This is a genomic window from Collinsella sp. CLA-ER-H7, assembly GCF_040092345.1.
Taxonomy (GTDB): domain Bacteria; phylum Actinomycetota; class Coriobacteriia; order Coriobacteriales; family Coriobacteriaceae; genus Collinsella.
In genome coordinates, this window is sequence record NZ_JBBNLT010000006.1 from 74,768 (window position 1) to 97,431 (window position 22,664).

12 protein-coding genes are annotated in these 22,664 nt (G+C 62.7%); 9 read left to right on the forward strand and 3 right to left on the reverse strand.

Annotated elements, in window-relative coordinates:
* The first annotated feature begins 283 nt into the window (after positions 1–283).
* Positions 284–1,327: a M42 family metallopeptidase gene (locus AAAX75_RS05035; RefSeq protein ID WP_349091294.1), complete on the forward strand. Its 1,044-nt coding sequence runs from the start codon at positions 284–286 to the stop codon at positions 1,325–1,327.
* Positions 1,328–1,463: 136 nt separating this feature from the next.
* Here AAAX75_RS05035 and mnmA read toward each other — a convergent pair whose 3' ends face one another.
* Both mnmA and cysK read right to left on the reverse strand, forming a co-directional pair.
* Positions 1,464–2,687 (reverse strand): tRNA 2-thiouridine(34) synthase MnmA, encoded by a 1,224-nt coding sequence (mnmA, locus tag AAAX75_RS05040; protein ID WP_349091312.1) that lies wholly within the window; start codon positions 2,685–2,687, stop codon positions 1,464–1,466.
* A 58-nt stretch (positions 2,688–2,745) separates the two neighbouring features.
* Positions 2,746–3,684, reverse strand: a complete 939-nt coding sequence (cysK, locus tag AAAX75_RS05045; RefSeq protein ID WP_152068307.1) for a cysteine synthase A — start codon at positions 3,682–3,684, stop codon at positions 2,746–2,748.
* Positions 3,685–3,937: 253 nt separating this feature from the next.
* On the opposite strand from cysK, the gene AAAX75_RS05050 reads away from it, so the two are divergent.
* Positions 3,938–4,366, forward strand: a complete 429-nt coding sequence (locus tag AAAX75_RS05050; RefSeq protein WP_022094857.1) for an Rrf2 family transcriptional regulator — start codon at positions 3,938–3,940, stop codon at positions 4,364–4,366.
* 141 nt (positions 4,367–4,507) lie between these two features.
* Here AAAX75_RS05050 and AAAX75_RS05055 read toward each other — a convergent pair whose 3' ends face one another.
* Entirely contained in the window at positions 4,508–4,873 is a 366-nt protein-coding gene (locus tag AAAX75_RS05055; RefSeq protein WP_035137358.1) for a phage holin family protein, read from the reverse strand.
* 324 nt (positions 4,874–5,197) lie between these two features.
* On the opposite strand from AAAX75_RS05055, the gene AAAX75_RS05060 reads away from it, so the two are divergent.
* From AAAX75_RS05060 to AAAX75_RS05090, 7 genes are all read left to right on the forward strand, one after another.
* Positions 5,198–5,497 carry a YerC/YecD family TrpR-related protein gene (locus tag AAAX75_RS05060; protein WP_022094855.1) on the forward strand — a complete coding sequence of 100 codons (300 nt, stop codon included), beginning with the start codon at positions 5,198–5,200 and terminating at the stop codon, positions 5,495–5,497.
* Between the two features lie 184 nt (positions 5,498–5,681).
* Complete coding sequence (locus AAAX75_RS05065) at positions 5,682–8,780, forward strand: PD-(D/E)XK nuclease family protein (protein WP_349091296.1); 3,099 nt, start codon at positions 5,682–5,684, stop codon at positions 8,778–8,780.
* 3 nt (positions 8,781–8,783) lie between these two features.
* On the forward strand, positions 8,784–12,416 hold the full coding sequence (locus AAAX75_RS05070) for a UvrD-helicase domain-containing protein (RefSeq protein WP_349091297.1): 3,633 nt from the start codon (positions 8,784–8,786) through the stop codon (positions 12,414–12,416).
* A gap of 175 nt (positions 12,417–12,591) precedes the next feature.
* Complete coding sequence (gene dnaE, locus AAAX75_RS05075) at positions 12,592–16,395, forward strand: DNA polymerase III subunit alpha (protein ID WP_349091299.1); 3,804 nt, start codon at positions 12,592–12,594, stop codon at positions 16,393–16,395.
* A gap of 161 nt (positions 16,396–16,556) precedes the next feature.
* Positions 16,557–20,021, forward strand: a complete 3,465-nt coding sequence (locus AAAX75_RS05080) for a DEAD/DEAH box helicase (protein ID WP_349091301.1) — start codon at positions 16,557–16,559, stop codon at positions 20,019–20,021.
* Between the two features lie 165 nt (positions 20,022–20,186).
* Complete coding sequence (locus tag AAAX75_RS05085) at positions 20,187–20,549, forward strand: desulfoferrodoxin family protein (protein WP_055285739.1); 363 nt, start codon at positions 20,187–20,189, stop codon at positions 20,547–20,549.
* Between the two features lie 117 nt (positions 20,550–20,666).
* Positions 20,667–22,652 (forward strand): hypothetical protein, encoded by a 1,986-nt coding sequence (locus AAAX75_RS05090; RefSeq protein ID WP_347478892.1) that lies wholly within the window; start codon positions 20,667–20,669, stop codon positions 22,650–22,652.
* The last annotated feature ends 12 nt before the right edge of the window (positions 22,653–22,664 follow it).

Here is a 22,664-nt window from a genome sequence, read left to right on the forward strand (position 1 = left end):
TGTAACCGCGTCGTTTTGTCGTTTGTGATGGGGTCGTTGGGGCCCACGGTGCTGAATACTCCGTTTTTTGCACGGTCCAAGGTGGGGTACCCTGAGACGAAGCAAAAAGATGTCTCATATTTATGCAGATACTGATAGGATTTATGCAAGATTCGGGTTGTAAACCGTGCGCGTGCACAAAACCGGTGCGGGGACGTCGGGAGGCGGCTCGGCTCCTAGGGCATTGACCGTGCAGAACGGTTAAAATCGGGACTCGGTCTTAGTTTTACTTGGAAGGATGCATATGGCTTCTAATGTTGATGCTTCTCTAGGGGGGACGCTCTCCTATATCGCGGGACAGCTTAAGACGCTGACTTCTATCGCCTCGCCTACGGGCTATACCCGTGCGGCTACTGATTATCTGATGGAGGCCCTGCGCGATATGGGCTTTGGGCCCGAGCGTTCTAATAAGGGTAACGTGCTCGTTGAGCTTGGCGGCGAGGGCGAGCCGCTCGTACTGGCGAGCCATGTCGATACCCTAGGCGCCATGGTGCGTTCCATTAAGGACAATGGCCGCCTGCGCCCCACGACGCTCGGTGGGCATCAGTGGTCTACGGCCGATGGCGAGAACTGCACCGTCTACACGCGCGACGGCAATGTCTACACGGGCGTGGTTCTTAACACCGAGCCTTCGGCGCACGTGGCCGACGAGCCGGTCAAGACCATCGAGAAGAACATGGAGATCTTGCTCGACGAGAACGTCGACAGCAAGGACGATGTGCTTGAGCTGGGCATTCAGACCGGCGACATCATCGCTATGGATCCTCGCACGACGGTGACGGAGAGCGGCTACATTAAGAGCCGCTTCCTGGATGATAAGCTATCGGCCGCCATTTTGTTGGGCTTGGCGCGTGCCGTCGCCGCTGGCGAGGTGACGCTTTCGCGTAAGGTTTCGCTGCTCTTTACCGTGTACGAGGAGGTGGGCCACGGCGGCGCCTTCGTGCCGGCCGACACGCGCGAGATGATCAGCGTTGACATGGGCTGCGTGGGCGACGACCTAGGCTGCACCGAGCACATGGTGTCGATCTGCGCCAAGGATTCGGGCGGTCCGTACAACTACGACCTGGTGACGGCGCTGTCCAATATCGCGCGCGAGCTTGAGCTCGATTACGCTATCGACGTGTATCCGCATTACGGTTCGGACGTCGAAGCCACGCTCTCTGCCGGCTACGACATTCGCCATGGTCTGATCGGCCCCGGCGTGTATGCGAGCCACAACTACGAGCGTAGCCACATGGACGGCGTGCGCAACACCTTCGAGCTCGTCCGCGCCTACGTACAGCGCTAGCGATGCAGCGGCCTCGGCTGATACGGCAGTACCGACCGAGGCCGTCCTCTCTAAGTTGCGGTGAAATAGGGACTGTTTGGCGGTTTTAAACGCTTAAACAGTCCCTATTTCACCGCAACTTATGAAGGGGATGGGACTACTTGATGGCGCCGGTCACGGTACCGCCGCCGAGGACGATGTCGCCGCGATAGACTACAACGGCTTGGCCGGGGGCGATGGCTCGCTGCGGCTCGTCAAAAGTCAGCAGCATTTGCCCGTCTTCGCCGCGCGTAAGGGTCGCTGCTTGGTCTTTCTGACGGTAACGGTACTTGGCGCCCACGCGAATGCCGCCGGCATCGAGTTCTGCCTCCATGCGGTCGGCAGGGGCGCTCCAGATCCAGTCGTCGGCCGTGAGTGCTGTGGCCGTTAGGTCCTCGGCCTCGCCCAGATGCACGGTGTTGTTGACGGCGTCGACGCCTGTCACGTATACGGGATGCGCCATCGCTACGCCCAAACCCTTGCGCTGGCCGATGGTATAGCGCAGTGCGCCGTTGTGGCGCCCGACCACGCTGCCGTCGCGCCATACAATATCGCCCGGCTCGGCGGCATGTCCGCAGCGGCGCTCGATATAGCCCGCGTAGTCGCCGTCTGGAATAAAGCAGATATCCTCGCTCTCGGCCTTTTTGGCGTTGGCAAAGCCCTGTTCGGCGGCAATGCGGCGCACGTCGCGCTCTTTGTCCAGCCCGGCCAGCGGAAAGATTGTGCGCGACAGCCGCTCCTGCGTGAGCGAATACAAAAAGTAGCTCTGGTCCTTCTTGGGGTCCTCGCCGCGATGCAGCTGCCAGGTGCCGTCGGACGCCTGGCTCGTTTTGGCGTAGTGACCTGTGGCGATGTAGTCGCAGCCCATATCGAGTGCCGCATCGAGCAGCGCGCCAAACTTAATATGGCGGTTGCAGATGATGCACGGATTGGGCGTCAGCCCCTCCTGGTAGGCGTTAACAAAGCGCTCGATTACGTTGCGGTCGAAGGTCTGCTGCAGGTCGAGCACATGGTGGGGTATCCCCAGGCGCTCGGCGACGGCCTTTGCATCAGCGATGTCGCGGTCGACCTTACTCATGCCCGTGACGGGATCGGGCGCGGGACAGGTGAGGCGCATGGTGACACCGACGCATTCGTAGCCCTGGCGCTTGAGCAGATAGGCAGTCACGCTGGAATCGACGCCGCCGCTCATGGCGACGAGCACGCGCTTGTTGTGCATGGGGAGGTTCTCCTTGGTGGCATGTGGCCAAAAAAGAAAAGCGGCGCGGGAGGCTGGTTCCGCGCCGCAGACATTGTAGCAAGTTCGGGTGTCATGTGGGACGCCCTGTTGGGATGAGCCCAGGCTGCCAGAAGAGAGGGAAGGCCGGCGTGCCTTGGACTCGTTCTAAGAACGAGAAGCTCTAGTCCTGGAACAGTGCCGTGGACAGGTAACGCTCGCCGGTGTCGGCAAGCAGGGCCACGATGGTCTTCCCCTCGTTCTCGGGGCGCTTGGCCAGCTGCAGTGCGGCCCACACGGCGGCACCGGACGAAATGCCCACGAGCACGCCCTCCTTGTGGCCCACGGCACGGCCGGTGGCAAAGGCGTCGTCGTTCTCGACGGGGATGATCTCGTCATAGACCTGGGTGTCGAGGACGTCGGGCACAAAGCCGGCGCCGATGCCCTGGATCTTGTGCGGGCCGGCCTGGCCCTTGGAGAGCACCGGGGAGGTGGCGGGCTCGACGGCGACGACCTTAATCTCGGGGTTCTGCTCCTTGAGGAACTCGCCCACGCCGGTCACGGTGCCGCCGGTTCCAACGCCGGCGACGAAGATGTCGACCTTGCCGTCGGTGTCATCCCAGATCTCGGGGCCGGTCGTGGCCTTGTGGATGGCGGGGTTGGCGGGGTTCACAAACTGGCCGGCGATAATGCTGTTGGGCGTCTCCTTCTGCAGCTCCTCGGCCTTGGCGATGGCGCCCTTCATGCCCTTGGAACCGTCGGTGAGCACGAGCTGTGCGCCATATGCCTGCATAAGTTTGCGGCGCTCGACGGACATGGTCTCGGGCATGGTGATGATCACCTTGTAGCCGCGAGCCGCCGCCACCGAGGCGATGCCGACGCCGGTGTTGCCGCTCGTGGGCTCGATGATGGTGTAGTCGCCGCCGCGCACGAGCTTGCCGGCCTTTTCGGCCTCGTCGATCATGTTCTTGGCGACGCGGTCTTTAACGGACCCGGCGGGGTTGAAGTATTCCAGCTTGACGAGCACGCGGGCCTTGAGGTCCTCATCGGCCTCAAAGTGAGTGAGCTCCAGAAGCGGGGTGTGGCCGATAAGCTGATCGATGGACGTGTAAACATTGCTCATGGTGAACCTCCAAAGTGTTCAAATGACTGGATACCGTGTGGTTTTACGGTGTGTATAACAGCTAAACCCACAAACCTTATGGGTTGTTTGTTTTGCTGTTGGCAAGCATAGTAGACAGTAAAGCCTAGTAACGCAATAGGAAATAGAAGATTATTACGAGTCGATTAACCATCTTGACGGGAATGGGTATTTTCAAAACCAATTTTTCGGCTAGAATTTCTACGGACTAAATGACCGAAAGGCAGCACTATACATGTTGGTTTCTACTAAGGGCAGATATGCCCTGCGCGTTATGGTCGATCTGGCCGAGCACCAGGCGGCCGGTCGCATCCCGCTCAAAGAGATCGCGGCGCGACAGGGGATTTCCGAGAAATATCTCGAGAACATCTTGGCTACGCTCGTGCGCGCCAACATGCTTTCGGGTATGCGTGGCAAGGGCGGCGGCTATGTGCTCACGCGCCCGCCCGAGCAGTACACGGTGGGCGAGATCTTGCGCCTGACCGAGGGCAGTCTGGCGCCGGTCGCCTGTCTGGATGGCGACTGCAAGGGCTGCTCGCGTTCGGATGAGTGCCCCACGCTCGACGTGTGGAAGAACCTGGACAAGCTCATCAACGACTACCTCGACGGTGTGACGCTTGATCAACTTGTCGCTCCCAATCATGGCTACGACTACGTCATCTAACCCACACCTGCATTTGGGGACGGGGTGGAAATGGTAGATTCTCTCGCCCTTTGAGACTTGAAAAATAAGAAGGCCGCCCATTTTTGCGATGGGCGGCCTTCGTTTTGGGCTGTTGAGACGGACATGGCCGGAATGGCCGTTTTAGTCCTCGGCGATGCTGTCGAGGATGCTGCGCGTGATGGACACCAGGATGCTGCCCATAAAGGCCGATCCAAAGCTGGCGATGGAGATGCCGACGCCCAGCAGGTTGACCGACAGGTAGCTCGCGAGCTCAAGCATAAAGCTGTTGACGACAAGCTGGAAAATGCCCAGCGTAATGATCGTGAGCGGCAGCGAGATGACCGTAAGGAACGGTTTGACGAACGAATCGACAATGTTCAGGAACAGTCCCACAAAGGCAAAGCAGACCCAGGTCTCGGCAAAGCCGAAGGGTTGGATACCGGGGACGAGGAACGTGGCGATCGCGATGGCGATCGAGGTGAAGAGCCAGTTAAGCATAAAGCGCATGGCGTGAATCCTTTCTTGCGCCGGGATTGCTGGCGTCGCGTGAAGCGGCTTACGGCGGCGACCTGGATGGTTGCGCGGGCGCGCCGCGGTGTTTGGGCGCCCATTGTCTCAAATATTCGTGGAGCTTACGTGCGCATATGGTTTCTAAACGGCGTTCGTCCTGAAAAACGCGCCGCTGGCAGAGAGTCTTGTCGCTTTAGTTTGGTGGTGTGCTACACTGCTACGGGCAAAAGCCACAGGCGTTGCCCTATTGCATAGAACGGGCGAACGATGCCCGATGTCAGTATCAACTTCGATGCCTTTTGGCGGGTTTGGCGGTGATCGATGAATATCGAGAACATGTTTGACAAGCCTGATGTCAAGCAGCTGGTCCACGCATTTAGCCTTTTGGACGACGAGAAGGATATCCAAGCGTTTTTGACCGATATCTGCACGCCGCGCGAGATTTGCGACCTTTCTCAGCGTTTGCAGGTTGCGCGCTATTTGGACGAGGGCGAGCCTTATGTTGAGGTTCAGGCCCGTACCGGCGCTTCGTCCACCACGGTGAGCCGCGTTTCAAAGGCGCTGAACGGCGAGTACGGTGGCTACCGCAAGATCCTCATTAAGTTGGAGGATGGCGAGTAGGCCAGCGACAACATTGAATTACGAAGAACCGTCCCTCCGGGGGCGGTTTTTATATGCCTGCAATCGGCTGGTGCGTTGGGTTCAGGTTGCTTTGTACCAAAAGATGGAACTGCGGTGGCAATGTGTCCGCTTGGGCGGGTAGGATGGATGCATTGATTATTGCGAACGGTTTGAGCGGAGGACCATGCCTGTTCGAATCTATACCACCAATACCGGCACGGATTTGAGCGATGCCGAGTCGGCGCTGCTTGCCGACCTTATTGCCCGTCACGGGCGTGCCGTGTTGCTGGCACCAACGTTTGCCGAGCTCGACCTGTGCCGTCATGATGCGGCGGAAGCCGGGGTTTCACTGGGTATCGACTACAAGACGCCTTCGTCGTGGCTTCGCTCGCTTTGGGAGCTTTTGGGCGACGGGCGCGATTTCGTCGACAACCTGCAGCGCCAGATGCTGTTTTCGGATATGATTGCCCGCCGCGATGATGCCGATCTTCAGCCGCTTTCGTGTGGCCAGGGCACGGTGCGCATGCTCGCGCGCATGGCTCGCGATGTGCTTCCGGGTGTGGCAGGGACGGGTGCCGAGCGATGCGGTGGCAACAATTGCCAGCCTGAGCCAAAAAGCGATGCTGAGGCTCGCGTGTTCGAGCTTTTGCGCGCCTACGCGAGCGGCTTGGACCGTCGAGACATGGTCGAGCCCTGCGAGGCAGCTGACATTATGGCCGGCGCTTTGACCGACAGCCTGCCGGCGTGCACCCGCGCCGTTTGCGTGCGCGGCGTCACGTCATTTACGTATAGCCTGCTCGAGCTGCTGTCCGCCGTGGCAAACAACGGGGGAGAGGTTGTCGTGCTGCTCGCCCGCGAGCAAGCGGCGATGCGTGAGGAGCTGGCCACGGCCCTTGATGCCCGCGGTGTGCTGTTTGAGGTTGCACCGCTGGACGAGGATGCTGGCGCTCCCGCGACTGCTCCAAAGTCCGTCGTACGTCCTGCCTTTGTGGAAGTCGCCGGCCCCCATGCTCGTGCCCGTGTCTATGCGGACGTCATCGATAAGATGGTGAAAGCGCACAAGGAGTCCAATGTCAACGATGCCGCCTCCGCGCCCGCCGATCCCGTGCGCGTGCTCGTTGTTTCTGCCCGGGCACCCCAGCTGTTCGGTGAGCTCGCCGCTCGTTTGGCGGCGCGCCACGTTGCTGCCGAGACGACCGAGTTCACGGCGTTTTCTCAATCCATTGTGGGCAGGCAGTTCACGGCGCTCGCCAACCTGATCGAGCGTATGAAGGCCGCCGACGAAGGGGCAGCTTCTAAGACTGAGTGGTGGCCCGCTCCGGAGCTTACCGACTGGATTTACAGCCCGCTTTCGGGTGCCGACGCCGCCAGCGCGCGCACGTTCGACAAGAATATGCGTCTCTCGCGCAGCAAGACTACCGCGGGCGTCAAGAGCTTGCTGCAGAGCGTGCAGGGCCAGATCAGGGGCGCGCGTAAAGCGGCGAGTGACGAGAACTGGTTTAAGAACGTGCCGTGCGTGGTCTCGGACGTGTTCCAGGCGCTGTGGCGCGACAAGCCCGTGACGGCGCTCAAGGCCATGCTTGCCGCCGCCGAGGCGCTGCCCGATCGCGCGTTTGGCGGTCTCGACGGTCAGGCCCGTCGCCAGGCTGAAACGGCCCTACTGCGCCACGCCATCGACATTCTTATGAACGAAGCCCGCGTGCTCGATGTGTCGCAGACAGCGACCGTGCCCGTGCTCGACGGCGTTCGCACCAAGGTGGATAAGCGCAGCGCCGCTTACGATTACGAGACCTACGAGGTCGATCGCACGCCACGGGCGCAAGTGCGCTTCGTGTCGCTTGCCGATGCGTCGGTTCTGCGTCCTGGCGGCTACGATGCCGTGCTGTTTGCCGATGTCGACCTGGACAGCTATCCGCTTTCGCACGAAGAGGGCCCGCTTGCCACGTTGACGGCCGAGCTGCGCCGCGACGGCGTGTCTTTGGAGCCCGCCGCCCTGCTGCGCGTGCGCTTTGGCCGTGCGATGCAGGCGGCGAGCGGTCCGGTCGCGCTCGCCCGCGTGACGCACGATCGACAGGCACGCGAATGCTACCCGGCAGCCGTATGGACAGAGCTGCGGGCACATGCCGAGGCCGCTGGCGCTGCCAAGCCCACGCGCGTGGGCGAGGGCGATATCATCGCCGACTTTGATCCCGCGGCAGGCGAAGGTCTTAGGCGCGAGCGCGTGACCTGCGAAGCTCCTCAGCATCTGAGCGATGAAGCCATTCCGTATCTGGTCCTGCGCCGTCGCGATGGCGAGGGCGAGGATGCGCCGCTGGTGCCGCGCCTGACGTCTGCCTCGCAGATCGAGGCCTATTCGACCTGCCCGCTATGCTGGTTCGTCTCGTACCGCGTGAAGCCCCAGTCGATCGACGCCGGCTTTGGCAATATGGAGAAGGGCAACTTTGTCCACGACGTGCTGGAGCATCTGCACGCCCGTCTGCCCCAGGAAGGCATGGAGCGCGTGACGCCCGAGAACCTGCCGCGCGCTCAGGAGCTGCTGCGCGAGGTCTTTGACGAGACATTGGCCGAGCATGCCTCCAAGCGTGGCAACGAGGGTCCGCTCGTGCCGCTCTCTCCGGTAGAGGAGCGCCAGGTGGCCGAGATTCTGCCGCAGCTGGAGGGTGTGCTTGCCTATGAAGCCGAGGCGCTGACTCCTTTTGCTCCACGCTACCTGGAGTTTGCCTTTAACGATCTTAAAGTCGAGTATGCCGGTTGGCCGCTCGGCGGGCGTATCGACCGCGTGGATGTGGATGCCGAGAATCGCGCCGTGGTAATCGACTACAAGCATCGTTCGGGCGTCGAGGAGTTTAAGCTCGCCGACCCCACGGTGCGCGACGAGGAGTCGGGCGAGGCTCCCATCGACGATCCGCGCTGGCTGCCGACGCATACCCAAACGCTCATCTACGCGCAGGCCATGCGCCGGGCGCTGGATCTGGATACCCGCGCGGCGCTCTATTTTTCGACCAAGGGTGGCAAACCGGCGCTGCGAGGCGCCGCGAGTGCCGAGCTGCTCGAGGAGGAGCGTGGTGACGGCCGCATCCCGGGGCTTAAGAAGGGCTTTCCCGGTGAGGGCGGCAACATGGACTTCGATGCACTGCTCGATCGCGTGGAGGCCGGCATCGCCGAGCGCTTGCGCGAACTCGAGGCGGGCAACGTCGCTGCTGTCGACCCGGCGTCGACAAAGGCCGCGCATGGCCGCTGCTCGTATAACCACGAAGGTACGTTTGTAAGGAGGGGCGTGTAGACCATGGATCTTTCGACCTTGATGCCGCAACAGCTGCAGATCGTCAAGACGCTCGACCGTCCGCTGTTTGTCTCGGCGGGCGCCGGTTCGGGCAAGACCTTTACCCTCACGCGTCGCATCGTCTATGCGCTCTCGCCCGAATCCGGTCCGTTCGTTGAGCATCTGGACCAGGTGCTCGCCATTACCTTTACCAAAGATGCCGCGGCCGAGATTCGCGACCGCGTGCGCCGTGCGCTTATCGACAAGGGCATGGACGAGGAAGCACTGACCGTCGACGACGCGTGGATTTCGACCATTCACGGCATGTGCTCGCGTATCCTGCGCGCGCATGCGCTGGAGCTGGGCATCGACCCCGAGTTCACGGTGCTCACCGATACCGACGAGCTTATGGACCAGGCTGTTGAGCATGTGCTGGCCCGCGCGACGGCGCCCGATGCCGCCCCCGAGCTCGCGGCATCGCTCAAGGCCCTCTATGCCTGGTATCCCATGGCGGGCGAGGGCGGTTCCTTTGGCACCGGCACGACCATCAAGGGCCTGGTGCGCGACCTGCTGGAGCTGTCGAGCCAGTTGCCGGGCGGTATGGACGACGTGTGCGTGGCGCGCGGCCAGGCCGATACCTCGGCACTCGCCGATGCCTATCGCGCGGCGCTGGGCGCAAGCAAGGCCGCGACCGAGAAGGCGCAGATGGCACTCGACGCCATTGACGCGTTCGAGGCGAGCGGCAAGACCATGGCCGATGCAGCGCGACTCATGATGTCGTGCACCATGCCGCGCGCGAGCAAGGCATTCCCTAAGGAGCAGGTCGAGCTGCTCAAGGCCGAGGCCGCCGATGCGTTTATCAATATCGTGCTTGCCTGCGGTGGCCCGGCGCTCGATGCGCTGGTGGGCCTGGCCCGTTCCGTGGAGGCTGAGTATCGCGCGCTGAAGGCTGCCCAGTCCGCTCTCGATAATAACGACCTGCTGCGTATGGCTTACGAGGCGTTGCGCGATTACCCTGCCATCCGTGCTGCGTACGAGGGCCGCTTTAAGATGGTCATGATCGATGAGTTTCAGGATACCGACCAGATGCAGGTCGATCTGATACGCTACCTGACGGGTGCGGGGGAGCGCGCGCTGTGCACCGTGGGCGATGCACAGCAGTCCATCTATCGCTTCCGTGGCGCCGAGGTCGAGGTGTTTCGCCGCCAGGAGCGCAAGGTGGGCTCCTCTGCTGCGCCCGAGACGGCTGTCGCATCCGATGCCCCCGCTGGCGAGCTCGTCAAACTCGTGCGCAACTTCCGCAGCCACGACGAGGTGCTGCGCTACGTAGCACGCGTCTTTGACGGCAACACCGGTGGTTTGATGCAGGGGTTCTTGGATCTTGAACCGAGCGACAAACGCGAGGACAAGCTCAAGGCGAAGGCTTCGCGCCGCCAGGCGCTGTTCGTTGCCGGTGGCAGCACCCAGGAGCGAACGCAGGCGAAAGCTCGTGCGATTGCGGAGCGGTTCCAAGCGCTCGTCAAAGCGGGCCAGCCCCAGGGCGGCATGGTACTGCTGCTGGGCCGCATGACCAACGCCGACGTCTACGCCCAGGCCTTCCGCGATCAGGGGCTCGACTGCGTGATCGCAGGCGGCTCGGTCTTTGCCCAGGCAGCCGAGGTGCAGACGGTGCGTGCCCTGGTCTGCGCGCTCGCCAATCCGGCCGATACGGCGCAGGGCCTTATGCCACTGCTCGCCTCGCCGATGTTTGCGCTCGGTGCCCAGGAGTTCCTGGCGCTGGCGACCAAGCTCGATAGCGAGACAGGGGAGACCTCGCGCCGGAATATCGACATGGGCATCATGAGCGATTTCGACGTGCCGGGTTTGCAAGACTTGCCGCTTGTGACGCGCGCCCGCGAGGTGCTGCGGTATGCGCTTCGTCGCGTGGGCCGCGATTCGTTCGCCGCCATCGCGCGCGACGTGGTCAACGCCTCCGGCTGGTTTGTGCGTCTGGGACAGCGTGGTCCCGAGGGCAAGGCCATTGCCGCCAACGTGCTCAAGGCGCTCGACGCCGTGGCTGAGGCTGAGGCCGAGTTCGGCAACTCGCCGCGTTCCATCGCGCTTGCCTTCGACCGCTTCTTGGCGGGCAAGGAAGCCCCGGGTGCCCTCAACGAGGAAGGCGACGGCGCGGTGCGCATCATGACGGTGCATGCCTCCAAGGGTCTGGAATATCCGGTCGTGGCGGTCGCCGAGTGCTTTGGCGTGCGTAAGTCCTCGGGTGCGGCACAGATGGGTCGCGTCGAGGGCGGAGCGCAGGTCGTGGCACTGCCGGCACGCTTCGACGGCGTTAAGCTTGCCGACGGTACCTTTGTGAAGGGCGACGACGTCAAAAAGCAGTTTGAGCACGCGTTTAAGGGCAAGGGCACGTCGCTGTGGCTGCCGCCGGAGCTCATGGAGGACGTCTGTGCGACGGGTTCTCCCGCCGAGGCATTTGCTCGCCTGCGCAACGCCGACCTGCAGCTTTCGCTCGAGGAGCGGGCCCGCTTGCTCTATGTTGCCATGACGCGTGCGCGCGAGCTAGTGATCTTGGCGATGGATGCCGGCGTGAGCCGCGGCAAGGTGACGGCGCCGACCTTCGACGTCGAGACCGATCTGACCTACGATGTGCTGCGCCGTATTTTGCCGACCGACGCTCTGGACATGCCGCAGCTCGATGCCGACCGCCTGGTGTTCGACAACTCCCAGCCGGGCGACTACGAGCTCATTTCGCTCGCGGGCTTTACCTTTGGCGAGCAGGCGTTTGAGGCCAACGCTTCGCTGGATGCCGAGGGCAGGCTTGTTCGTGGCGATGCCGATACGGATGCTGCCGACGATTCGGCCAGTACAATCGTCCCCGGTCCTGCCGACCCCAAGCCCGATTCGTTTGAGCTTGTGTATCCCCAGGCAGTGGGCGTGCGCATGGGCATCTGTCCGTATCCGATGCGTGACTCGTATAGCTACTCGTCAATCGCCGCGGCACTCCATGCCGAGACGGAAGACCGTGCCGCCGAGGCTCGTGTTCCCATGGACGAGTCCGGCGATGATGCAGAGTCGGATGGCTCGGAGATGACGGATGCAGACGTGGCCGCTGTCGAGCCCGCCGGCAATCCCATGGCGCTGGGCTCGGCCTTCCACGCCGCCTGCCAGTGGCTCATCGAGATGGGTGCCGATGCGCTGCCCGCTGAGCGTGCTGACGCCCTGGCTCGCCTGTGGTGTCTGACGCCGGAGCAGCGCGAACGCTTCGATGTTGCCCTGGACCGCTGGCTCAAGTCGGCTGTTCGTGCCGACCTGCTCGCGTGGCCGTGCGTTCGCGCCGAGGTGCCGTTCTTTTCGTTGGGCTGCGAGGACGAGGACATCGCTCGCTACGGCGCCTATGCCGAAGGCGCCATCGATGCACTGGCGACCGACCCGGCCGATCCGTCACGCGCACTGGTCATCGACTACAAGACGGGCGGCACACCGGACGAGACGCCGGACCAACTGCTCGAGAAGCACGCCCTGCAGGCGCGCGTTTACGCCGACGTGTTGCACAAGGCGGGCTTTGAGACGGTGACGGTCAAGTTCGTTCGCGTGGAGCAGGCGAATCCAGCCATCTTCGTCGAACCCGCCGAACCTCAAGTAGTCACCTACAATCTCTAGCCCTCAGATAACTTGCGGTGGAATAGTTCTGTATTGCGGCCCAGGTGGCCCAGGCGGGAACTATTCCACCGCAACTGCAAGAGGAGCCGTGTGGGTTTGGCTAGGTTCGGGTGCTGTCCGTGCCGTGGGGTAAAATCGTTCAGTCAGAACACGAACCCGCATCGGAGCTCATCACATGGCATTCGTCCATCTGCACAATCACACTGTTTTCTCCATGCTCGACGGCGCAACCCGTATCCAGGATATGGTCAACCGTGCCGTTGAGCTGGGCATGCCCGCCGTGGCCATCACCGACCACGGCTACATGTACGGCGTGCCCGACCTGGCGCTGGCCTGCGACGCCGTCAACCACAACACGCCCGAGTACAAAACCTGGAGCCACGACAAGGCCTTCTTGGAAAAGGACCGCCGCGACGAGCTGGTGGAGCCCGATCCCGAGGAAAACCCGCGCGAGCATGCCCAGTATGTGAAGGACATGGCCATGTGGGACGAGAAGGGCAACATCGACGAGCTCAAGCCGCCCCTGGTCATCAAACCCATCTTTGGGTGCGAGGTCTACTTTACGCCGGACGAGACGCTCGCCCGCGACCACAAGCCCGAGCTCTACCACATGATCCTTCTGGCCAAGGACCAGGAGGGCTACGTCAACCTGATGCAGACGGTCTCCGAGGCCGCCGTACAGGGCTTTTACTACAAGCCCCGTGTGACGCTCGACAACCTGCGCCGCCACGCCAAGGGCATGATCTGCACCAGCGCCTGTATCGCCGGCATCATCCCCAAATACATCGACCGCGGTGACATGGAAGGCGCCATCAAGTGGGCCGAGACCTTCCGCGACACCTTCGACCCCGGCGACTTCTACATCGAGATCCAGGAACACGGCATCACCACCGACAACGGTCTGACCGACGAGCAGATGGACCGCACGCTCATCGACATCGCCAAACAGGTGGGCGTCAAGGTCATCGCGACCAACGACTTCCACTACCTGCGCCGCGAGGACGCGCCCGTGCAGGACGTCATCATGTGCATCGGCATGAACGCCAAGGTCGATGACCCCAACCGCATGCGCATGACCGGCTCGGAGTTTTACATGAAGACCGAGGAGGAGATGCGGGCGATGTTCCCGTATTGCCCCGAGGCCTGCGACAACACGCTCGAGATTGCCGACAAGTGCTACGTGGAGCTCGACTGGGACTCCATCATCCTGCCGCGCTTCCCGTTGCTCGATCCCGGCGAGACGCACGAGAGCCAGTTCCGCCGCGAGTGCGAGAAGGGCCTGCGCCAGCACTACGGTGACGACTGGGCCACGCGCGAGATCGGCGGAGTCAACATCAAAGAGCGCTTTGAGTACGAATACAAGGTCATCTGCGACAAGGGCTTTGCCGCCTACTTCTTGATCGTTGCCGAGTACGTGCAATGGGCCAAGGACAACGGCATCGGCGTCGGCCCCGGCCGTGGTTCTGCCGCCGGCGCTATCGTCGCCTACGCCATGAACATCACCGCGTTCGACCCGCTCGAGAACGGCCTGATGTTCGAGAGGTTCCTGTCCCCGCAGCGTACCGAGATGCCCGATATCGATATGGACTTCGACGATGAGCGGCGCCTCGAGGTCGTGGAGCACGTTCGCCAGCTCTACGGCCCCGAGAAGGTCACCCACGTCATCACCTACTCGACCATCAAGGCCAAGCAGGCCATCAACGACGCTGCGCGCGTCCTGGACTATCCGGTCTACATGGGCCAGCGCCTGTCCAAGATGGTCTCGAGCGACCCCAAGGTCAAGCTCAAGCAGGTGCTCGACAAACAACCTGGCAAAGAGGATCTGTTTAACCCCGACTTTGCCGAGGCATATAAAAAGGACGACGACGCCCGCCGTGTCATCGACACGGCGCTCTCGATCGAGGGCCTCACCCGCGGCGAGGGCGTGCACGCGTGTGCCGTTCTAATCTGCCGCGACCCCGTCAACGAGCACGTGCCCACCAAGCTCGACACCAAGGGCGGCGTCGAGATTACCCAGTACGAGGGCCATACCGTTGCCGACATGGGCCTGCTCAAGATGGACTTCCTGGGCCTGCGCACGCTGACGGTTATCTCCAAGGCCAAGGCCAACATCAAAAAGAACTTCGGCATCGACATCAAAGAGGAAGAGATTCCCTTTGACGATCCCGAGATCTTTAAGCTCATGGGCTCCGGCCACACCGCCGGCGTCTTCCAGGTCGAGTCCGCCGGCATGACGGCCACGATCAAGAACATGAAGCCCACCGAGTACAAGCACGTCGTAGCATTGATCGCCCTGTACCGCCCGGGCCCGCTGGGCGCCGGCATGGTCTCGTCCTACATCAACCGTATGAACGGCAAGGAGCCGGCCGTCTCCTACGACGACCGTCTGGACGACATCCTGGGCGAAACCTACGGCACCATGGTCTACCAGGAGCAGGTTATGCTCATCTCCGTCGAGATGTGTGGCTTCTCCAAGGGCGAATCGGACTCGCGTATCCGTAAGCCCGTGGCTAAGAAAAAGATTAAGCTGCTCACGTCGACGGTGCTGCACTGGGAGGATGGCTCGGACGAGACCACCTACGACCACTGGATGAACGGCGCTATCAAGAACAACTACACGCGCGAGGTCGCCCAGAAGATTTGGGACGATGTTCTCGAGTTCGCGTCTTACGCCTTTAACAAGTCGCACTCCGCCGGCTACGCCATCCTGGTTATGCAGACGGCGTGGCTCAAGGCGCACTATCCGCACGAGTACATGGCGGCCGTTCTGACGTCCTACACAGGCAAGACCGACAAGATCGTGCACTACGTCTCGGCATGCCGTCACGACGGCATTCCCGTGCTTTCGCCAGATGTCAACGAGTCCGGCACCGAGTTCACGGCTACCAAGGAAGGCGTGCGCTTTGGTCTGGCCGGCATCCGCGGCGTGGGTACCGGCGTGGCGCAGGCGATTATCGCCGAGCGCGAGGCAGGCGGCCCGTTTAAGACGCTGCACGACTTTGTCGAGCGCGTGGATTCGAGCCAGGCCAACCGCCGCGTGATCGAGTCGCTGATCAAGGCAGGCGCCTTCGACTCCACGGGCTATCCGCGCCGCCAGATGATGCACTTTGTGGACAAGAACAACCCCGAGAACATCATCGATGCCGCGGTAAAGCGCCAGAAGGACCGCGCGAGCGGCCAGACCTCGTTCTTCGACATGTTTGGTGATGTTGAGGGCTCGGGCTTCGAGGTCAGCGTGCCCGATCCGGACGGCCAGGAATGGGACCGCCACCTCAAGCTGAGCCAGGAGAAGGAGGTTCTGGGCATCTATGTCTCGGACCACCCGCTGCGCCCGTTTGAGTATGCGCTCAGCAAAGCGCGCGACTTCTCGTTCTCGCAGATCGATACCGGCTACGAAGTGCAAAACCCCACGGGCGGCACCATCAACCAGGAGATCCCCGAGGGCAAGGCACTGTGGTGGGCCGGCATGGTCTCGAGCGTGTCCAAGCGCGTGACCAAAAACGGCGACCCCATGGGCATCGTGCAGCTCGAGGACATGGAAGGCGAGGCCACCGTCGTGGTGTTCCCCAAGACCTACAAGGAGGCCGAGGGGTATCTGTACGGCGAGGTCGATCCCGAGACCGGCGCACAGCTGTCCGATGCGTTTGTTCGTATTAAGGGCAAACTCGAGCGCTCGGACCGCGGCGACCAGATCATCGCGCAGGAGATCGTGCCGCTGGAGCTCAACGAGGAGAACAACAAGCCCAAGGTGTTTGAGGTCATGGTGCCCAACAGCCGCTTTAGCCAGGGCAACATGGCGCGCCTGGCCACGGTGCTCACCACTAACCCGGGCGGCGACCGCGTGGAGATCTTTATCGAGCAGGTGGACGGGCGCGTGCTGCGCGCCGAGGTGCCTGCCAAGGTCAACGCGCGTTCGATTCCGCTGCTGGCCGAGGCCAAGGCCATCGTGGGTAACCAGGGCAGAGTGACGGTTATCTAAAATGATTTTGCCGGGGTAGCTAATTTGGGACGGGGCTATTTTAGCTACCCTTTGACTGACGGCGAATAAGCCAGGGTCGGAATACATCTCAACCGACATATGAGGGGTAGCTAAAATAGCCCCGTCCCAAATTAGCTACCCTGTGTGGATTGGAGGAAGTGATGGCGCAGGGGACGTTTGTGCAGGCGCTCCGGAAAGAGGCGGCGCTGAGCGGCACCTTTATGAAGGGGCGTTCGCTCATGCTCAACGGCGCCGTGCTGTCGATCGAGGACAGCGGCTCGCGCTTCTCCAAAAACGTGACGGTTGAGGGTGCAGTGCGCGGCTCGCGCGGCGACCTGTACAAGACGCACGTGGCGCTCGACATGGACGAGCACGAGGTGATCGACTACGACTGCGATTGCCCCGCTGCCTATCGCTACCCCGGCATGTGCAAGCACGCCATCGCCACGGCGCTTGCGTATCTGGACGCAAGCGGCATTGAGCCCGTCGAGGGCCTGCGCACGCCGGTCCGCACGTTTACGGCGGCGCCTAAGCAAGCCGCGCGTCCTGCGTCTGCCGCACCGGCGGTCAACCCTAACTTTCCCTTCCCGGCGCCCGTCCCCACGAGCCCGAGCCTCATGAAGGCGCTCTCCGATCTTTCGGACGCGCGCATGGATGAGTTGGCGGGCATGCGCCGCAAGCTCGCCGGCACTGTCGACCCCGATGCCCCCAAGGCGGTGTTGGAGCCCTCGCTGGTACCGTACTACAATCCGCTGTTTGCCGACCGCTTTAGCTGGGCGCTCGAGCTTCGCATCCGCTGCGGCTCGGTGTCCTACGTGGTCAAGGACATCGACGGCATGGCCGCCGCCTACGTGCGCGGCGGCACGTTCTCGTACGGCAAAAAGCTCACATTCCTCCATACACCTGAGGCCTTCGACGAGGTTTCGGTGCGTCTACTCGACCTTGTTGTGGCAACGGTTGTGTATCTGAGCGACATCACAAGTTCGCGTTCGGCGTCGTACGATTTTGCACGCAGCGGCTTTGTCGCCGAGCGCCAGCTGCCGCTGTCCGAGCATGACATCGTATACATGCTGGACCTGCTGCGTGGCCGGACCATTTCCTTTGAGCCCGCCTGGTCGCGGGGAACGACGACGCATCGTTCCTACGAGGTGGCGGTTGAGTTGTTGCCGGTGGGGGAGGACGAGGCCTCGGCAAAACAACCGCCACTCCTTGCCGCCAAGATCGCGCCGGCGGCCGGTGGCAGCTACGACCTGCGCCTGCCGGCCGATACGTACTGCTTTGTCGCAGGCGACGCGGCCTATCTGGTCGACACGCACCGCGCGCGCCGCGCCGATGCAGCGTTTGCTCAGCATGCCGCACCGTTTCTGTCGCGTCTGCTGCCTTGTCGCACGCCGGTCCATATCGCCGCCGAACAGGTGGGCGAATTCTGCCGCATGGCACTGCCCGTGCTGTGCGAATACACTGACCTCACCGCTCCCGCCGTGCTCGACACCGTGGCGCCCGAGCCGAGCTTTGCCATGGCAATCGGTGTCGACGACGGGCTCGTGACCTGCAAGATTACGGTTGCCTACGGTGATTGGTCGGCAGATCTCTTTAGCCTGGGTGCTCCGGGAAGCCCCTTCGAAGAACAGCGCCCGGGCGTGCCGCCGCGCGACGAGATAGCAGAGTTTCGCGTTATGGACACGGCGGCCCTGTATTTCGACTTTTACGAGGGCGGCCTGGCGTTTGAGGAGCGCGACGACGAGAGCCTGTTCTGCTTGCTGACCGAGGGCCTGTCCGCCCTGTCCGAGCTGGGTGAGGTCATGCTCAGCGACCGTCTGCGCCAGATCTCGGTCCGCCCTGCGCCCAAGCTTTCGGTGCGTGCGACCGTCAAGAGCAATCTGCTCGATGTCGAGCTGGGTGCGAGCGGGCTTTCGGCCGCGGACCTTGCCGTCTATCTCGATTCGTACAAGCGTCACCAGACGTTTGCGCGTCTCACGTCCGGCGACATCATTCGCCTGGACGAGGGCGCCCGAGCCGCGTTTGGCCTCGCCGAGGACCTGGGTGTCGATGCCGTCGACCTGCTCGACGGCGTGTCGCTTCCCGCGTCGAGTACCCTATTCGTCGATAGCATGCTCGCGCGCACGCCCGCGCTCGAGGCCGATCGTGACGCCGCGTTCCGCCGCACCGTCGAGCGCTTGGATACGCTCGGCAAGATGGACTTTACGGTGCCGGTCTCGCTCAAGGCCACACTGCGCGGCTATCAGGTCGACGGATACCAGTGGCTCGGCTCGCTCGAACACCTGGGCCTTGGCGGCATCTTGGCCGACGACATGGGCCTGGGCAAAACGCTGCAGATGATCGCACATATCCTGGCGCGCGTGGAAGCGGGGGACGCCAAGCCCACGCTTGTGGTGTGCCCTGCGTCGCTTGTGTACAACTGGACCGCCGAGCTGGAGCGCTTTGCCCCGTCGCTCGATGTGTGCGCCATCGTGGGCGCCAAGGCGCAGCGTCGCGTGCAGATTGCCGGCGTTGCCGAGCATAACGTGGTCGTGACGTCGTATGACCTTATGCGGCGCGATATCGACGAGTACGTCGAGCAGGATTTTGCCCGCGTGGTGCTCGACGAGGCCCAGTACATTAAAAACCCGCTCACGCAGGTAGCGCGTGCCGCCAAGCGCCTGCCTGCCGGCGTGCGCTTTGCCTTGACGGGCACGCCCATCGAAAACCGCTTGTCCGAGCTCTGGAGCATCTTCGACTTTTTGATGCCGGGCCTGCTTGGCACGCGCGAGTCGTTTGCCAAGCGCTTCGAAAGCCCGGTCGAGCACGCCGAGGGCGACAGCGCCGCTCGTCTGCAGGCACTCGTGTCGCCGTTTGTACTGCGCCGTGTCAAGGAGGACGTGGTGGCCGATCTGCCCGAAAAGATCGAGGACACGGTCATGGCGCAGCTCACCGGCGAGCAGCGCAAGCTCTACCTGGCCAACCAGGACCGCATCGCCCAGCAGGTGCAGCACCGCGAGGCCGGGGAGTTTAAGAAGGACAAGCTCAAGGTACTTGCCGAGCTCACCAAGCTGCGCCAGATCTGCTGCGACCCGCGTCTGCACTACGAGGATTACAAGGCGGGGAGCGCCAAGCTCGATACGTGCATGGAGCTCGTGCACGGCGCACTCGACGGCGGACATCGCATCCTGTTGTTCAGCCAGTTTACGGGTATGCTCGATATTATCGGTAAGCGCCTGGCCAAGGAGGATATCGCCTTCCTTAAGCTCACGGGCGCATCGTCTAAAGAGAGCCGCGCCAAGATGGTCGCACAGTTCCAGGCGGGCGAGGTGCCGGTCTTTTTGATCTCGCTCAAGGCGGGCGGCGTGGGCCTTAACCTGACGGCGGCCGACGTGGTAATCCACTACGACCCGTGGTGGAACGTGGCGGCGCAGGACCAAGCGACTGACCGCGCGCATCGTATTGGCCAGCAACATACCGTGACCGTGTACAAGCTCATCGCCAAGGACACGATCGAGGAGCGCATTATGCAGATGCAGGAGTCCAAGCGCGACCTGGTCAACAGCGTGCTCGGCGGCGACGGCATCTCGTCGGCACTGTTCACGCGCGAGGATGTTCTGGCGCTGCTCGGCGGCGACGGGCGCTAGCCGCGCGCGGGGTGGGACTGCTGGAGTGGGCAGGACGGTCGACGCATTTTGGCCCGACCGCTTGCCTGGTCCGTTATGTGTTCATTTGCAATGCCGTGGATGGTTTGTCTGCCTTTGGGCATAAGAACCATCAAGAACATTGGCACATCAGCAAAGGAGAACATCATGGCGAAATTCTTTAAGGACCCCGACGGTAAGCTCATCGCTGCCCTTGGCGACGACGTTGCGACCCCTGCCGGTTGCACGGAACTGACCGCAAACACTGAGGACGCGGCGCACGAGAAGCACGTGCCTGTTGTCGAGACCGAGCGCGACGGTCACGTGATTCGTGCACGCGTTGGCTCGGTCGAGCACCCCAGCCTGCCCGAACACTACATTGAGTGGATTGCGCTTGAGGCCGAGGGCCGCTTAGAGGTTCATTACCTTGAGCCCGGCATGAAACCCGCGACGTTTTTCGCGGGCGGCTCCAAGACCGGTACCGTCTATGCCTACTGCAACCTGCACGGGCTGTGGTCCGCGACATTCTAGGAGCGCGCCCCCGCTCGGGGTATCATAGCTAGCATATGCACATGCAAGCGCCGGCTGCATTATGCGGCCGGCGCTTTTACTACGATTTCGATGGTTTACGACGGAAAGGGCTGGGCCATGAAGCTCGCGCTTGCACAGATCGATATGCGCCTGGGTGATATTGAGGGCATTTGCGGCCGCATCGAGGACCAGGCTCGTCTGGCCCACGAGCGCGGGGCGCGCGTGCTGTGCGTTCCGGCTCCGCTCTTTATGGGCGCCATGCCCGGTGGCCTGGTGGGCGCTGCCGACTTTGAGCACGACGTGCTTGCCGGTTTGACTGGTGTCGCCGAGCGTATCCAGGAGCTTGACATGATCTGCATCGTGCCCGCGGCGGTTTCGTTTGAGGGCCAGCCGCTGCTCGACTACATGATGCTCAAGGACGGTCATGTGGTGCCGGCGCGTTCGAGCATTGCCCTGCAGCGTGGCGAGAACAACGACACACGTTGGGCGCCGCCGGTGTTCGACGTGGACGGCGTGCGCATCGCCGTGATTTTTGACTTGGACCGCGAACTCGAGATGTTGCCGACCGGTGTTGACCTCATTGCGTATTTCCAATTCAACGCGTTTGACATGACCGACCGCGAGACTGCCGCCATTGCTGCCGTTCGCAGCGGCGCCTACCGCAAGATCGCATCCAAGCGCAGCGTGTGGTTTGCCTGCATGGCGCCGGTCGGTGCCTATGACGAGTCGGTGTATACCGGCGGTTCGTTTGTGCTCGACGACTGCGGTCGCGTGGTGGCCCAGGCGCCGTGCTTTGAGGAGAGCCTGCTGGTTCAGGAGATTCAGCGCGGCGTGATGCTCGATGCCCTGGAGGATCACGAACTGCCCGAGTTCCGTTCCGAGGAGTGGCTGTGGCAGGCGCTGGTGCTCGCCGTGCGCGACAACGCCCGAGCCCACGGTGCGTCGCGTGCTGTGGTGACACTCGAGGGTGACTTGCCGTCGTCCCTGCTGGCGGCGCTGGCCGTCGACGCTCTGGGCCCGCGCAATGTGATTGGCCTGGTGCTGGGGCGCAACCGTATCTTTACGCCGGCGCAGGAAGAGGCCGAGGCTGCCCGCTGTGCCGCCGTCCGCGCCATCGCCGAGCGTCTGCACATTCGCACCGTCGAGCGCGATGCACCGGATGCGGCGCGTGTGCTCGATCGCGACGTGTCGGCGGGCGATGCCGAGCGTCTGCGCTCGCGCACGTTGGGCCTCATGCTGGAGGACACGGCGCTCGAGCTGGGTGCGATGGCGCTGAGCCCGCTGTCCAAAACCGAGTACGCGCTGGCGGCGCCGGCGCTTTGCGGCGGCTACCAGGGCGATTACGCGCCCTTTGGCGATGTGTACCTGTCGACGCTTGAGTTTGTGGCGCGTGTGCGCAACCGCACGTCTGCCGTGGTGCCCCAAGAGCTCGTGACGCTCAACGCGGTGGAAGATTGTATGGAGCGCGTGCTGGCGCAAGCGCTCTCGACGCTCGACGGTCCGGTCGATATGCTCGACCGCGCGGCACAGCTGCTCGGCGGGCTTGAGCCGGGTGAGGTCGATGGCGCGCTCGAGGCGCACGTGGACCGCAATCGATCTTTCGACGACATCCCGATGGCCGCTGGCAAGCCTGAGGCTTGCTCGCTGCTGCTGATGCTCGTTCGACAGGGTGAGGCTGCCCGCCGCATGTTGCCGATGGCGCCGATCGTCTCGGCCCGTTCGTTTGCCGAGCGTGCCTGGCCGTATATGCTCGCGTGGTCCGACCTGGGGCTTAACGGCAAGGAGCGTATGACGGTCGATTCGCTGGCGCGCGCCGAGGTGCGCCGTTTTGCTGACGAGGATACGAGCGAGCGCGTGCGAAACGAGATGATGGGCGTGCTGGGCGAGCTACTGGGTATTTCGCCCGAGCAGATGGAGGAGCTGCGCTCTGAGGATGGCCAGCGTCGTTTGCATGAGGGTATGAAAAAGTTCGAGGGCGAGGTTCAGGACGCCATCGATAAGATGATGGGCGGTCAGGGCGGTCCGCAGGGTGGGCCCCAGGGTGGTCCGATGCCGCATCCGCCGGTGGATCCGAGGCAGTTCCCCTTTTTCTCGCAGAACTAACTATGGGATAGG

What these genes read in the sequence shown, in the direction of transcription:
- dnaE (WP_349091299.1), top strand. Translation starts at nt 12,592, where the DNA reads ATGGCATTCGTCCATCTGCACAATCACACTGTTTTCTCCATGCTCGAC.
- AAAX75_RS05050 (WP_022094857.1), top strand. Translation starts at nt 3,938, where the DNA reads ATGTTGGTTTCTACTAAGGGCAGATATGCCCTGCGCGTTATGGTCGAT.
- AAAX75_RS05090 (WP_347478892.1), top strand. Translation starts at nt 20,667, where the DNA reads ATGAAGCTCGCGCTTGCACAGATCGATATGCGCCTGGGTGATATTGAG.
- AAAX75_RS05060 (WP_022094855.1), top strand. Translation starts at nt 5,198, where the DNA reads ATGAATATCGAGAACATGTTTGACAAGCCTGATGTCAAGCAGCTGGTC.
- cysK (WP_152068307.1), bottom strand. Translation starts at nt 3,684, where the DNA reads ATGAGCAATGTTTACACGTCCATCGATCAGCTTATCGGCCACACCCCG.
- AAAX75_RS05035 (WP_349091294.1), top strand. Translation starts at nt 284, where the DNA reads ATGGCTTCTAATGTTGATGCTTCTCTAGGGGGGACGCTCTCCTATATC.
- AAAX75_RS05055 (WP_035137358.1), bottom strand. Translation starts at nt 4,873, where the DNA reads ATGCGCTTTATGCTTAACTGGCTCTTCACCTCGATCGCCATCGCGATC.
- AAAX75_RS05065 (WP_349091296.1), top strand. Translation starts at nt 5,682, where the DNA reads ATGCCTGTTCGAATCTATACCACCAATACCGGCACGGATTTGAGCGAT.
- AAAX75_RS05070 (WP_349091297.1), top strand. Translation starts at nt 8,784, where the DNA reads ATGGATCTTTCGACCTTGATGCCGCAACAGCTGCAGATCGTCAAGACG.
- AAAX75_RS05085 (WP_055285739.1), top strand. Translation starts at nt 20,187, where the DNA reads ATGGCGAAATTCTTTAAGGACCCCGACGGTAAGCTCATCGCTGCCCTT.
- AAAX75_RS05080 (WP_349091301.1), top strand. Translation starts at nt 16,557, where the DNA reads ATGGCGCAGGGGACGTTTGTGCAGGCGCTCCGGAAAGAGGCGGCGCTG.